Origin of the sequence: Polynucleobacter sp. KF022, assembly GCF_027924105.1 — a bacterium.
Taxonomy (GTDB): Bacteria; Pseudomonadota; Gammaproteobacteria; order Burkholderiales; family Burkholderiaceae; genus Polynucleobacter.
In genome coordinates this window covers 214,664-228,662 of the sequence record NZ_AP026972.1, presented here as the reverse complement: position 1 = coordinate 228,662, position 13,999 = coordinate 214,664, and the positions used below count along the sequence as shown (strand labels likewise).

At 46.6% G+C, this 13,999-nt stretch carries 13 protein-coding genes; 5 read left to right on the top strand and 8 right to left on the bottom strand.

Features of this window, described 5'->3' with window-relative positions:
* Positions 1–54: 54 nt before the first annotated feature.
* Entirely contained in the window at positions 55–2,376 is a 2,322-nt protein-coding gene (locus PKF022_RS01225) for an NADP-dependent malic enzyme (RefSeq protein ID WP_216231238.1), read from the bottom strand.
* 106 nt (positions 2,377–2,482) lie between these two features.
* On the opposite strand from PKF022_RS01225, the gene thiL reads away from it, so the two are divergent.
* Genes thiL through PKF022_RS01210 form a run of 3 tightly spaced genes read left to right on the top strand, consistent with a single transcriptional unit; the run spans position 2,483 to position 4,544 of the window.
* The gene (thiL, locus tag PKF022_RS01220; protein WP_281776879.1) at positions 2,483–3,508 is read left to right on the top strand and encodes a thiamine-phosphate kinase; all 1,026 of its coding nucleotides are present in this window, start codon (positions 2,483–2,485) and stop codon (positions 3,506–3,508) included.
* On the top strand, positions 3,505–4,065 hold the full coding sequence (locus PKF022_RS01215) for a phosphatidylglycerophosphatase A (protein ID WP_281776878.1): 561 nt from the start codon (positions 3,505–3,507) through the stop codon (positions 4,063–4,065). The genes thiL and PKF022_RS01215 overlap by 4 nt, the downstream gene beginning before the upstream one ends.
* Positions 4,065–4,544, top strand: coding sequence for a CinA family protein (locus PKF022_RS01210; protein WP_281776877.1), 480 nt, complete (start codon positions 4,065–4,067; stop codon positions 4,542–4,544). Before PKF022_RS01215 ends, PKF022_RS01210 begins: the two co-directional genes overlap by 1 nt.
* Before the next feature lie 17 nt (positions 4,545–4,561).
* Here PKF022_RS01210 and corA read toward each other — a convergent pair whose 3' ends face one another.
* On the bottom strand, positions 4,562–5,527 hold the full coding sequence (gene corA / locus PKF022_RS01205; RefSeq protein WP_068320396.1) for a magnesium/cobalt transporter CorA: 966 nt from the start codon (positions 5,525–5,527) through the stop codon (positions 4,562–4,564).
* 73 nt (positions 5,528–5,600) lie between these two features.
* On the opposite strand from corA, the gene pyrF reads away from it, so the two are divergent.
* Positions 5,601–6,446, top strand: a complete 846-nt coding sequence (gene pyrF / locus PKF022_RS01200; protein ID WP_281776876.1) for an orotidine-5'-phosphate decarboxylase — start codon at positions 5,601–5,603, stop codon at positions 6,444–6,446.
* A gap of 19 nt (positions 6,447–6,465) precedes the next feature.
* Here pyrF and mtgA read toward each other — a convergent pair whose 3' ends face one another.
* Genes mtgA through mpl form a run of 6 tightly spaced genes read right to left on the bottom strand, consistent with a single transcriptional unit; the run spans position 6,466 to position 13,243 of the window.
* Positions 6,466–7,209, bottom strand: a complete 744-nt coding sequence (gene mtgA, locus PKF022_RS01195; protein ID WP_281776875.1) for a monofunctional biosynthetic peptidoglycan transglycosylase — start codon at positions 7,207–7,209, stop codon at positions 6,466–6,468.
* A gap of 9 nt (positions 7,210–7,218) precedes the next feature.
* Positions 7,219–8,124 carry a shikimate dehydrogenase gene (gene aroE, locus PKF022_RS01190; protein ID WP_281776874.1) on the bottom strand — a complete coding sequence of 302 codons (906 nt, stop codon included), beginning with the start codon at positions 8,122–8,124 and terminating at the stop codon, positions 7,219–7,221.
* A 44-nt stretch (positions 8,125–8,168) separates the two neighbouring features.
* Positions 8,169–9,056: a TonB family protein gene (locus PKF022_RS01185; protein WP_281776873.1), complete on the bottom strand. Its 888-nt coding sequence runs from the start codon at positions 9,054–9,056 to the stop codon at positions 8,169–8,171.
* Positions 9,040–11,085, bottom strand: coding sequence for an RNB domain-containing ribonuclease (locus PKF022_RS01180; RefSeq protein ID WP_281776872.1), 2,046 nt, complete (start codon positions 11,083–11,085; stop codon positions 9,040–9,042). Before PKF022_RS01180 ends, PKF022_RS01185 begins: the two co-directional genes overlap by 17 nt.
* A gap of 2 nt (positions 11,086–11,087) precedes the next feature.
* Positions 11,088–11,822 carry a 3-oxoacyl-ACP reductase FabG gene (gene fabG / locus PKF022_RS01175; protein WP_281776871.1) on the bottom strand — a complete coding sequence of 245 codons (735 nt, stop codon included), beginning with the start codon at positions 11,820–11,822 and terminating at the stop codon, positions 11,088–11,090.
* Positions 11,823–11,842: 20 nt separating this feature from the next.
* Positions 11,843–13,243, bottom strand: coding sequence for a UDP-N-acetylmuramate:L-alanyl-gamma-D-glutamyl-meso-diaminopimelate ligase (gene mpl / locus PKF022_RS01170; protein ID WP_281776870.1), 1,401 nt, complete (start codon positions 13,241–13,243; stop codon positions 11,843–11,845).
* 26 nt (positions 13,244–13,269) lie between these two features.
* Between mpl and PKF022_RS01165 the strand changes: the two genes are divergently transcribed.
* Positions 13,270–13,797 carry a TlpA disulfide reductase family protein gene (locus PKF022_RS01165; RefSeq protein WP_281776869.1) on the top strand — a complete coding sequence of 176 codons (528 nt, stop codon included), beginning with the start codon at positions 13,270–13,272 and terminating at the stop codon, positions 13,795–13,797.
* Positions 13,798–13,999: the final 202 nt, after the last annotated feature.

Below are 13,999 nucleotides of genomic sequence, written 5' to 3'. Positions count from 1 at the left end.
AATAAATTATGTAAGTTATCACTAACTTACATAATTTAATAGTACTTATACAGCTTAAGAAATACCTCTTGCGTTGCTTGCAGCTTCCACAACCGCCAAAGTTGTCACATTCACAATACGGCGAACTGTAGCTGCCGGAGTCAAAATATGAATCGGCTTAGCAACACCTAAAAGTAATGGGCCAATTGCAATCCCATTACCTGCTGCTGTTTTAAGCAAGTTGTAAGAAATATTCGCCGCATCAATATTTGGCAGAACTAAAAGATTCGCATCACCCTTCAATGGTGATGAAGTTACCGCACCCGCCCGAATCGTTGCATCCAAAGCGCTATCGCCGTGCATTTCACCATCAACTTCCAAGGTTGGATCTGCTTTTTGAATCATTGCCAATACTTCGCGCATTTTGACTGCGGATGGCGCGTTGCTTGAACCAAAGTTGGAATGGGAAAGTAGCGCTACTTTTGGTACGAGACCCAGCTTACGCATTTCACTTGCAGCCATCAAAGTGAGCTCAGTTAATTCACAAGCAGTTGGATCAATGTTGATATGGGTATCAAGCAAAAATACTTGGCGGCCAGGCAAAATCAAACCAGACATCGCACCATAAACATTCGCACCAGCTTCACGACCAACCACCTCATCTACATATTTCAGATGCGTTGCAGAATTACCTACCGTTCCACAAATCATGCCATCAGCCATGCCTTTAATGATCATGATGGAACCAATCAAACTATTACGGCGGCGCATCTCTAGCTTGGCGAAAGACTCTGTGACGCCCTTACGTTCTGTAAGGCCAAGGTAGGTTTGCCAGAAATCACGGTAACGTGGATCGTTTTCTGGATTTACTATCTCAAAGTCATCGCCAGCCTTCATGCGAAGACCAAACTTCCCAATGCGATGTTCAATAACCGCAGGACGACCAATCAAAATTGGAGTTGCCAAGTGTTCATCAATAATGATCTGTACAGCACGTAATACGCGCTCATCTTCGCCCTCTGCAAAGACAATCCGTTTTTGATTTGCAGGTACACGTTTAGCGATGCTAAAGAGTGGTTTCATCAAAGTACCAGAGTGGTACACAAATTGTTGCAACTGATTGCGATAGGCATCGAAATCTTTGATCGGACGCGAAGCTACGCCATCATCCATTGCAGCTTTAGCAACGGCTGGTGCAATTACAGTAATCAAACGCGGATCAAATGGTTTTGGAATCAAATACTCCGCGCCAAAAGAAAGGTTCTCAATGCCGTAAACGGAAGCAACCACTTCACTCTGCTCAGCCTGGGCCAACTCAGCTACAGCCTTTACTGCTGCGACTTCCATGCCGCGGGTAATGGTCGTTGCACCAACATCTAACGCCCCGCGGAAGATGAATGGAAAACACAGTACGTTATTCACTTGGTTAGGATAGTCAGTGCGACCAGTCGCCATCACCGCATCCGGACGAACTGCTTTGACTTCTTCAGGCAAGATTTCTGGGGTTGGATTAGCCAAGGCATATACCAATGGCTTAGGCGCCATCTTCTTCACCATGTCTTGTTTCAGAACACCGCCAGCAGAAAGGCCCAAGAAAATATCGGCACCTTCAATTGCTTGATCGAGTGTGCGTAAATCAGTGTCTTGGCAGAATGGCTCCTTCTCTGGATCCATCAGCTCTTTTCGACCTTTGTAAGCAACGCCAGCCAAGTCCGTTACCCAGATATTTTTGCGTTGAATACCAAGATCAACTAGTAAATCTAAACAAGCTAATGCTGCTGCACCTGCTCCAGAGGTAACGAGTTTTACATCCTCTACTTTTTTGCCAACCACCTTCAAGCCATTGAGAATAGCGGCTGCAACCACAATCGCCGTACCATGCTGGTCGTCATGGAAGACCGGGATCTTCATGCGCGCTTGCAACTTTCGCTCTACTACGAAACAGTCAGGCGCTTTAATATCTTCTAAATTAATGCCGCCAAATGTTGGCTCTAATGCCGCAATAATTTCCACTAATTTGTCTGGATCGTTTTCATTGACTTCGATATCGAAAACATCAATGCCAGCAAATTTCTTAAAGAGAACTGCTTTACCTTCCATCACTGGCTTACTTGCTAATGGTCCAATATTGCCTAAACCCAAAACAGCAGTACCGTTCGTGATCACACCCACTAAATTTCCACGTGCTGTGTACTTGAATGCATTCGCAGGGTCTTTAACGATCTCTTCGCAAGGAGCGGCAACACCTGGCGTGTATGCCAAGGCTAGATCTCGTTGGTTGGTTAGTTGTTTTGTGGGGGCAATTTCAATTTTGCCCGGAGTAGGAAACTCGTGGTACTGGAGGGCCGCCTCTCTTAAGGCCGCAATTTGTTGCTCTTTATTATTTTCTTTGCTCATTCACTAGCTCGCTAAATTTCGTCTTATCTTTGTTTTATCTAAGACTGTTAAGAGCTTAATTCTATTCCTCCCGGGCGCAGACCACATAACCACCATAAAATGGGGTATGTCCTCTCATTCCAAACCCTTTGGGGAATTTGATCTGATCGAACGTTTTTTTAAAACGGGTTCGGACTCATTGCGCACAAATGTAGACCAGGCAGTCATCCTAGGAATCGGCGATGACTGCGCGCTGATCCAACCGCGAGGGGACGAGGAAATTGCCATTACTAGCGACATGCTCGTTGAAGGTAGGCATTTTTTTGTAGGCGCCACTCCCGAGCAATTAGGCCGCAAAGCCCTAGCAGTCAACCTCTCAGACCTCGCCGCCATGGGCGCAAAGCCTACTGGGTTTACGCTGGCCATTGCCCTCCCAACAGTAGACCACGCATGGCTGGAGGCATTTTCTAAGGGTCTTTTTGCCATCGCTAAAGAGTATTCCTGCCCCCTTATTGGCGGGGACACTACTGCTGGACCACTTACGATCTCTATTACCGCCTTTGGCTCAATTCCCACTGGAAAAGCCATTCGCAGATCAGGTGCAAAAGCTGGTGATGACATCTGGGTTTCTGGAACTGTTGGCGATGCCAGACTCACTCTTGCTGCACTGCGTCATGAAATTATCCTGCCTGCCGAGGATTTACAGAAAATAGAGTGCCGCATGCACAACCCCACACCCAGAATTGAATTGGGTATGCAACTCAGAAATATTGCAAGCGCCGCTTTGGATGTATCCGATGGTCTTCTTGGCGACTTACGTCACATTTTGAAGCAGTCACAAGTTGATGCAGAAATTCAGTTGGATCAATTACCAAAATCGGCCACACTACAAAAACAAAATGTGAGTATTCAAAATCAATTCGCCGCATGCGGTGGTGATGATTATGAAATCTGCTTCACTGCTCCATCAAGTCAGCGCGAGAATATTCAAGCCATCAGTAAATCGATCGGATTACCTCTCACTATCATTGGCAAAATAGTTTCAAAAAAAGATGTCGAGGTAAAAGTAGATTTATTAGATGATTCCTGCACCCTTTTGAGTGACGTTGAAGCTGCGCCATTTTTAAATTCATTTGATCACTTTGCATCATGACGAATATTCATCATTCCTCAGAAGTAAAGCCAACGTTTAAGTGGGTATTTCAAACTGCTAGTCGAACCATTGCATTTGGCTTTGGCAGCGGGCTCAGCCCGGTAGCACCAGGCACTGCCGGTACGCTTTGGGCCTGGGCAGCCTTTCTAGTCGGAGAATATTTTCTAAGCACTGAAGACTTTCTCTGGATTATTGGTGGCGGCATCTTGCTTGGCTGCTGGATCTGCGGACATGTCAGCGAAGAGCTTGGTAAAAAAGATTTTGGCGGAATTGTATGGGATGAGATTGTTGCCTTTTGGCTAGTCCTCATTTTCATCATGCCAACGAATATTTGGATGCAGATTCTTGCATTTGCACTATTCCGTTATTTCGATGCAATGAAACCTGGCCCCATTGGAATAATTGATCGTCACTTCAAACATTCGGCAGGTGATAGTAGTCAATCCTCCAGCTTCTTACAAATTACTTGGCGTGGTTTTGGTATTGTGATTGATGATCTTGCGGCTGCCTTTTGTACGCTACTTGTCATTGCTTTGCTACAGTTTTTAATTCAATAATGAACACTGCTGACCTCACCAAAACATTAGCTGAAATTTTGCTTTCCAGAAACTGGACGGTATCGCTAGCCGAGTCATGTACTGGCGGACTAGTCTGTGCCACCTTAACTGAATTGGCGGGATCAAGCGAATGGTTTGAACGTGGCTACATTACCTATAGCAACGAAGCTAAAACTGAATGCCTTGGGGTGCCAGCAGAGGTCATAGAGGCACATGGGGCAGTCAGTGAAGCCGTAGCCAAGGCCATGGCAGAGGGCGCCAGAATTAATTCGGGGAGCAATGTGGCGATCTCCATCACCGGAGTAGCAGGGCCATCTGGTGGCACGCTCGAAAAACCAGTTGGAACGGTTTGGTTTGGCTGGGCTACAGCAAATCAAACTCTGACCAAAACCATGCGCTTTGACGGTGATCGTCAAATGGTGAGAGAGCAAGCATCCGAGTTTGCACTGGCTGAGTTAATCGCCTTACTCAGAAGTTAAAACCCCCAAACTGCTGATTACTTCATCCAGCCTTTACTGTGGAAATACCACAGAGGAATGATTGCCGAAACTAGCATCGCACCAATTGCCATTGGGTAACCCCAAGTTGCATCTAATTCCGGCATGTGCTTGTAGTTCATACCCCAGATACTGGCAAGTAAGGTTGGCGGCATTAAGGCTACAGATACCACCGAGAAGATCTTGATAATTTTGGATTGGTTCAAATTAATGAAACCGACGGTTGCATCCATCAAGAAGTTAATCTTGTCGAACAAGAAAGCAGTATGGTTTTCTAGGGAGTCAATGTCGCGCAAAATTTGACGCGCTTCCTCTTGCTGCTCATCAGAGAGTAGCTTGCTGCGCATCAGGAAAGATAAGGCTCTGCGGGTATCCATCACGTTACGACGAATACGTCCGTTGGTATCTTCCTCTTTTGCAATTGTCTCGAGAACTTGTTCTGCATCCGCATCATTAATGTCGTCTTGCAATACTCGTTTACCTGCTTGCTCTAGATTTTCATAAACTTCTTCCAAAGCATCAGCAGAATACTCGGCATCAGTTGAATATAAATCTAGCAATACATCTTTTGCATTACTCACTGATCCAGGACGCAAACGTGCACGCAGGCGAACCAAGCGGAATACTGGCAAATCTTCATCATGAATCGAGAACAATACTTGCTTGGTAAGAACGAAGGCGACTCGAACGTTGCGAGAAGTTTCTTCTTCATCCAATAAGAAATCAGTCCGAATATGGAGGTGGCCATCATCTGCTTCAAAGTAACGTGCAGAGGCTTCTAAGTCACCCAAGTCATCCAACTCGGGCAAGAGTACGCCAAACGCCTCTTTAATCCAGATTAATTCCTCTTCTTCTGGATCAACCACGTCAATCCAGATAGGATTGGCATATTGCAACAATTCATTGCGATCTTCGACTTGCTCTTGAGAGAGGCGGCCATTTTGCAGGACGAACAAGTTGATCATGGTGAACTCCTAAGGAATGTGCGCTAGTTTATCCTATAGAACATGACAGTTTCACTAAAATAAGCTAAATCCAATGAACTCTCGCTCAAATACCTTTAACCAGCAACTCCAGTCTGCATGGGCTTCCCAAGGCAGCATGCTGTGCGTTGGTTTTGACCCAGATCCTAAGCGCTTACCCCCATCCCTACAAGGGAATCCAGAAGCCATCTATGAGTTCTGCCGTGAAATCGCCGATGCGACTGCAGATTTAGCCTGTGCCTTTAAACCCCAGTTTGCCTACTTTGCCTCCCAAAGAGCTGAGGCACAACTAGAAAAACTCGTTAAACACCTCAAAGATAAATATCCTCATATCCCTGTAATCCTAGACTCCAAGCGTGGGGATATCGGCAGTACAGCAGATCATTACGCACTAGAGGCCTTTGATCGCTATGGCGCAGATGCGGTAACTGTGAACCCCTATATGGGCTTTGACACGATCGAGCCCTACCTGAAGCATGCCGGCAAAGGAGTCATCGTCTTGTGCCGGACCTCAAATCCTGGCGGGTCAGATTTGCAGTTTCTGAATATTGCCCCTAATGGTGAACCGCTGTATTTGCATGTAGCTAAACTCGCTGCACAGCAATGGAATTCGTCCGGTCAGATTAGCCTAGTCGTCGGAGCCACCTTCCCAGAGGAAATTGCCAAAGTACGAGCCATTGTTGGTGAGATGCCTTTGTTGATCCCAGGTATAGGTGCACAAGGCGGCGATATAGACGCTACAGTCGGCGCCGGAAGGATTGTAGGCAAGCCAGGAACTGGCATGATCATCAACTCTTCCCGAGCCATTCTGTACGCCAGCTCTGGAAGTGATTTTGCAGAAGCTGCCAGGGCAGTTGCCCTGAGTACGCGCGATGCTCTCAGAGCTGCAGCAAATAAATAGCCAAGAAAACTAAGCGCCCTTATTTCTTTGGATAAGGCGCCAGAGCTACTCGGTCCATATTCTCCAAGATAAATTCTTGGCGAGCAGAGTAGTTAATACTTCCTCGACGGCAATACTGCTGTTTATCAAAACACTTTGGCGCAGGCAAGGCAGAAGCTAGAGCCGCGGCCTGCTCTCGGTCTAAAACTGCTGGCGAAATAGCAAAATAGTGTTTAGAGGCAGCACCAACTCCAAAAACACCCTCACCCCACTCAACAGAATTGAGATAAATCTCAAACAATCTCTGTTTAGAGAGTATTAACTCTAAAAGCCCCGTAATGATGAGCTCTTGTCCTTTGCGTAAATAGTTTTGCTCCGAGGAAAGGAATAAATTCTTTGCCAACTGCTGCGTAATGGTTGAACCACCTCGCAAAGCTGTTTTTGATTTATTACCTGCTTGGGTTTTTTGCTGATTTTGCTGTTGATTCTTCTGCCAAGCTTTTTGCATATCCTCTACCCGCACTCCTTTATGCTGAAAGAAGATATCGTCTTCACTGACTAGTACTGCGCGCTTGAGATTATTGGAGATCTTGTCATAAGGCGCCCACTGGGATTGCACTGAGCAACTCCAATGCCATGAACATAGGCGCCAACGCTCTGCCCTCTGGAATGCAGTGCTACTCGGATCTAAAACAGTCCACAAAGTAATCTGCAGGGCAAAAAAGATTTGCATAGCAATAAGCCCCGCTAGCAAACACTTCACTGGATAAAGAAGCCAGCGCATCAGAATAATTTAACTACGTAACTCTGCCAACACTACGCGAGGATCAATAGAGGCTGCCAACTGCGCACCTCGCCATAGCAAGAATGCATCAGCCGCCTGCTCGACTAACATCCCAAGCCCATCACTGACTCGGGCACCACGTTGAAGAGCTTGCTGCATAAAGACAGTGGTTTTGCCATAGACCATGTCATAAGCAAAAGAACTGGGTACAAAAATATTGCTCACTGCCATTGAACTTAAGGGGGACTCATCCGTGAGGCCAGCAGCAGTGGCATTAATTACCAAATCAAATGGATACTGTGTTTTTGCAGGATCCTCTAAATCAGCCAATGTTCGCGACTCTAAAGCCACTTCCTTAGAGGCGGCTAGATCAGCAAATAACTTAACCAATTCATCTGCTTTAGCACTGGAGCGGTTTGCAATGATGACAGCTTTAGGAGCTTGCTCCAACAAAGGACCAATCACGCCGCGCGCAGCTCCACCAGCGCCAATCAACAAAATGCGGGCGCTATGTAATGCAATGCCTTGCGCTAAAAGATCGCGCACGAGACCGGCGCCATCAGTATTGTCACCAAAAATTTTGCCCTCTGTTTTCCACAAGGTATTGACCGCGCCTGCCAATTGCGCGCGGGGCGTCAATACATCAGCTAAATTTTGTGCATCAAGTTTGAATGGTACGGTGACGTTCATTCCCTTGCCACCCGCAGAAAAAAACGCTTTGGCTACTTCTGCAAAAGCCTCCAACTCGGGTTGTAGACGCCCATAGTGCATTCGTTGTTTTGCTTGCTCCGCAAAACGTTGATGGATTACTGGAGACTTGCTATGAACAATCGGATTACCAGCTACAGCATAGACATCTACGCCAGCAAAGAGGCTTGGGTCTGTATGCAAAGGGGTGGTATTTACGGAACTCATAATGATTACAGAATAAGCGAATTTATAAAGTTAGTTAAATTGCTTTAATGGCGTAGCTCTAAACGATCTACCCCATCCCGCGTGAACTCAAAAGTCGAGATCCAATCCAATACATCGATTTGATTACGCATTTCTGAAGGAAAAGGGCCAAATGGGGCAGAAGCTCTGACGATGGCGAGGGCTTGGCGATCTAACTCAGGATTACCGGAGCTGCGGCCAATTGAGAGCCCATCTTTACCCTGAGCATTTGAAGTGATCCTTCCCTGGTTATCCACACTCACCACGATCACTAGGCTGCCATATAAGGGGCGCCCATTCGCCCTGGGGAAAAAAGCACTGCCATAGGCTTCAATTTTTTGGCGCATGGCATCGTAATAATGCGCAAAGCTCACTGCCTTTGTATTGGCACCAGTTAAGACTTTGCGCCTTGGTTCCCTGCCGTCTGACTGGAGTCGCTTGGCTAGCTCAGCCTCTAAAGAATTTAGTTGGGGAGTAATTTTTTGCTCATCCCCACTCTTGCGACCGCCAGATCGATTGCGCTGTTCATCTAACTTTGCCAGCATTTGCTTTTGCTGTTTCTCCAAAACTTCAAGTCTTGCTTCAGCGCCCAATCGAGCGCGATGTAGCGCTGTTGCTTCTTGACTCTCTGTTTTGCCACCGCCCTGTAAATCAGCTTGAGCTAATTTGCTAGCTTTTGGAGGAGGCGTTTTATTGCTGGCATTAACCAAAACCACGCTCAGGGGAGTATTGAGTCGGCGATTCTGAATTTCCCCAACACCCCAGCGAAAGGATAAGAACACAATGTGAATCAGAAGCGAGGCACATAAGGCAAAACGAAACGGGTAGCGATTCCACGTGCGGCCAAGGTAATGCAAGACTTTGCCCAGTTTCTCAGGGCATGGAATCTCAAAGGATTTAATTTGGGCTAGCATCTTCTTCTAAATTGTCTGATGCTCCTGACCCAGAATCTGCGGCCTGGTCAGCCGATTCCTTTTCAGGGGATTCTGCCTTTGCTTCAATCTCTAAAACACGAACGCCTGCGCTCAGTTGCAATAAATCTACGTCAGCAATGACCACTTCTGCTCGAATCATGCGGGGGTGGGTTGCTAATTCAGGAATAGGCAAGTGCAGTGGCACCAACTCCAGGCGAGACATACCCTCCTTCAAATGACGAACATGCACTGTCTTTGATTCGCCGTCTTGCACAACCCAACGCAAACACCAATATTTCTCTAGTCGGTCCTGGAACTCACCATAAGCCTGGTAACAAGATTCGAAGTCAGCCGCAATTCCCATCAGGGTTGCATCACGCGGCGGAAATGGCGCAACCATTTTGGCGGCGACGCCATGCTTCGCAAGTGCAATTAATTGCCATTGATTGACTAAATCAGAATACCGGCGCAAAGGCGAAGTACACCAAGCGTAATAGTCCAGGCCCAATCCTTCATGCGGTCCAGGAGTGGTCTGCATGCGAGTACGCAATGGACCCCAACCCTTCTGGGTTCTAAATAAGCCAGGAAGACCGTGATCTGCCAGAAGCTGACCAGAAGCGCTGTTACAGAAAATCATCCATTCAGCAACAATAGTGTCCAAAATAGACCCACGTTGACGCGGTAGGATATCTACACGCTGAACTCCATCCACTTCTTGGATTAGGAAATGAAAATCTCTAGCTAAAGCATTGGGGTCAATAAGCCCTAATTGTTCAGCCCGCAAACCATTTGCTACTCGCTTTTCTTGGCGTCCAGCATGAAGATGCTTAGCAGCCCGCCACAAGATAGCTAATTCTTTGCGATAAGGATAGCTTGCAGACTCATCCGCCAAACTTTCTTCACTCACAAGATGCTCGATATCCTCTAAGCGTAAATTAGCTGCCATTGGGACCATTTCAGATCGCATCTGCAAGGTCTCGCGATTCACCACTCCTTGAGCATCAATATCTACATAGATTGATAAAGCAGGTCTTGGCATGCCCTCATCCAATGAGAATTGCTCAATGACCGAATCAGGCAACATCGTAATTTTGTCGCCAGGGAAATACACTGTTGACATTCGATTGCGAGCGACTTGATCCAATGGGTCATCTTTAGTAATCGCTAATCCTGGAGCCGCAATATGAATGCCCACCCTATGACCGCCCTCAATTGGCGTGACTGATAGAGCATCATCAATCTCAGTGGTACCGGAATCATCGATTGAAAATGCCTGCACTTGAGCGACTGGCAGCTCAGCTATAGCAGATGCATATGCTGCTTGATCAACCCCAATAGCTGGATTGTGATTCGCACCATTTGGAAAATGCGCTTTAAGAAACATTCCCTGGTGATAAGCCAAGGGTGAATCAATTGCGCCACAACGAATCATCAATTGAGCTGGAGATTCACCGGTCTCGGTACAAGCAGCAATAAGCGCCTTGTACGCAGACGTATTTTTATCGGGAGAAAAAAGTAATTGCTTGGCTGAAGACTTGAGCGTTTCAGGGAAAGTTCCATCAACCAGTTCCCGCTGCCAGACCGATTGCTGCTCAAGCTCTTTTTGCTTACGCTCTAAAGCGGCCAGTCCAGCCTGCAGCTGCTCTAGTGGCGCCCTCTGAAAGCGGCCACGTCCTTTGCGACGAAAGAAAACGGGGGCTCCCTGCAAAGCAATGGCTAATGCCACTTGCTGCGGCACACTAACTTGTGATCCAAAGTACTCCTGAGCCACATCTACCAAACCAAACTCTTCATCAGGCGCACAATCCCAAAGTAACTGCAAATCAATATCGGCACTGAGTGTGTTGGCCTCATCTATAGCAGCTTGTGCTTCTGGCTTTTCAAAGCGCAGCCATACCTCTTTGGCTTTGAGTTTGATTTTTTTACCTGAAAGGCTGGTAGCCTGCCAAGACTCTGCATCTCCCGCACCAGATGCAGACTGAACTGTAGCGATCTTAATATCGCCACCCTCTTCATATAAAAGATTCATGCTTAGAGCGAGATCCCGCCGCTAGCCTCTAATGCCACACCATTGACATAGCTTGCCTCATCGCTAGCTAGGAACAAATACACATTCGCCATTTCTGTAGGAGTGCCTAGACGGCCCAACCAGCTGCGCCTCTCAATATCCTGCAAAATATTTTCTGGCATAGCTTTCACCATTTCGGTGGCGATAAAACCAGGACATACTGCATTGACTCGAATACCTTTAGAGCCTAATTCGCGCGCCCAAGTTTTTGTAAAACCAATGACGCCAAATTTTGTAGCCGAGTAATTGGTTTGGCCAAAATTACCGCAGAGACCCACGACACTAGATGCATTCACTACTGCGCCGGAGCCAGCCTCGAGCATGTGCGGAACAATCAGCTGAGTGCAATTAAATACACCCTTTAAATTGACATCAATTACCGTATCAAACTGTGCCTCGGTCATCTTAATTAAGCGCGCATCTTGAGTGATGCCAGCGTTATTAATCAAGATATCAATACGCCCATGTTTTTGCATTACCTGATCCACTACCGCCTGAATGCTTGCGCGATCAGTCACATTCATTGCGTAGCCTTCAGCATTGGCCACTTGTTTGGCCGCACCATTGACAGCCTCTTGGTTGATATCGGTGATGATGACTTTTGCACCCTCGTCCGAAAAACGCTGGGCAGTAGCGAACCCAATGCCTTTAGCGGCACCGGTGATGATGGCTACTTTGTCTTTTAATCTATCGCCCATTTTTTGCTTTCTGTATTTTCTTACTGTGCCAAAATGGCTTTTAATATTTTTTGATGCACGCCGCCAAATCCGCCATTACTCATAACCAAAATATGATCCCCTGGCCTTGCTACTTGGGCAACTGCTTTCACTAAAGCCTCAAGATCATCGAAAGCCTGTGCTTTACCCTGTTCCTGTTGGTTCAGCGGGGATAAGACCTCGGATAAATCCCAACCTAATGATTCTTTCCCTGAGTGTGCGCCATAAGCAAAAACTTTATCTGCAGCCACAAGACTGCCAGGAAGTTGAGCTTTCATCACACCAAGCTTCATCGTATTGGAGCGTGGTTCCAATACCGCTAGTATGCGAGATATGCCAACGCGCCGACGAAGACCATCCACAGTTGTGGTGATTGCTGTTGGATGATGTGCAAAATCGTCGTAGACCGTAACGTTATTTGCAACGCCAATTGTTTCTAGGCGGCGCTTCACATTCTTAAACTCAGACAAGGCGCGCGCAGAACCCGCTGGAGTAATTCCAATGTGATTAGCGGAAGCAATCGCAGCAAGCGCATTCAGTTGATTGTGTCGACCCATCACCCCAGAATCAGGCGCCCACTTTACTGTAGCTACTTCCTTACCGGACTTGCGAACAATAAATCCGTCAGCCTCCTGAGAAATTAAGGACCATTCATTTGTAAGTTCTTGGCCAAAGAGCTCTACAGGGGCCCAAGCACCCCGTGTAATCACACTTGCTAATGCTGGCTCTTCACCATTTACTACCAATAAACCATCGCCAGGTACGGTACGTACTAAATGGTGAAACTGGGTTTCGATTGCAGCAAGGTCAGCAAAAATATCAGCGTGATCAAATTCCAAATTATTTAATAGGGCGGTGCGTGGGCGGTAGTGAACAAACTTACTGCGCTTATCAAAGAATGCAGTGTCATATTCATCTGCCTCGATTACAAAATATTTACTTTCACCCAAACGCGCAGATACCGTGAAGTTCAAAGGCACGCCGCCAATGAGATATCCAGGTTTATAGCCGTTAAATTCTAAAATCCAAGTCAGCATCGCCGAAGTAGTCGTCTTGCCATGTGTGCCAGCAACAGCTAAAACATGTCTGCCATATAAAACTTGCTCACCCAACCACTGCGGACCAGAAATATAGGGCAGACCTTGATTCAGAATTGCCTCCATTAACGGATTGCCGCGTGAAACCACATTGCCAATCACGAATAAATCAGGCATGGTCTCAAACTGAGATAATTGCTCGGGTGAGAATCCCTCAATCAGTTCGATGCCTTGTGCTTCAAGCTGCGTACTCATTGGTGGATATACGTTGGCATCGCAGCCTGTAACGCGGTGTCCAGCCTGCCTGGCGATTGCGGCAATGCCGCCCATGAAAGTACCGCAAATGCCCAAGATATGTATATGCATTAACGAATTTTAGCGAAGGAGTTGCAGTGAACCGCAGACAATGGATCATGATTGCCCTAACAGGCCTCATAGCGCTTACTGGAGGGGTGCTGACCTCACAATGGATTTATAAAACTGGGTTGGCTAGCGATCCAGCCGTAAAAGCTTTTTTTGAAAACCCCTGGCAAACTCCGAATGGAAAATCTGCCAATACCCAAGAATGGCAAGGAAAAGTTCTGGTAGTGAACTTTTGGGCCTCCTGGTGCCCTCCTTGCGTTGAAGAAATGCCCACTTTAGACAAGCTTCAGCAAGAATTCTTGCAGCAAAATGTCTTATTTGTCGGCATCGGTATCGATTCTCCCTCTAACATTCGTGAATTTCTCGAAAAAACCCCAGTTAGCTACCCCATCATGATTGGTGGCTTGCAAGGCAGCACCCTTTCAAAGCAAATGGGCAATTCTCAAGGCGCCCTTCCCTACACCATCATCATTAATGCCAAAGGCAAGTCAAGTTACAGTAAATTAGGGAAAATAAGCGAAGATGAGCTCAGAAGTGCAATTAAAACAGCTTTATGATGAATTTTAGGTAATTTTAACGATTCATTTTTGATCTGCCTTCGCCTAAATTTTAGGCAATGTATTCATTATTTTTCAATATCTGCATTTAAAAGTTTAGAAAATTCCTATTTTTGAAGCAATTTTTTGGCCTTCCATCTATCTTATGAAGGTATACTTCTTGTCATAAGCAATCGAGCATGAAGTTGCCTACAGGCATCAA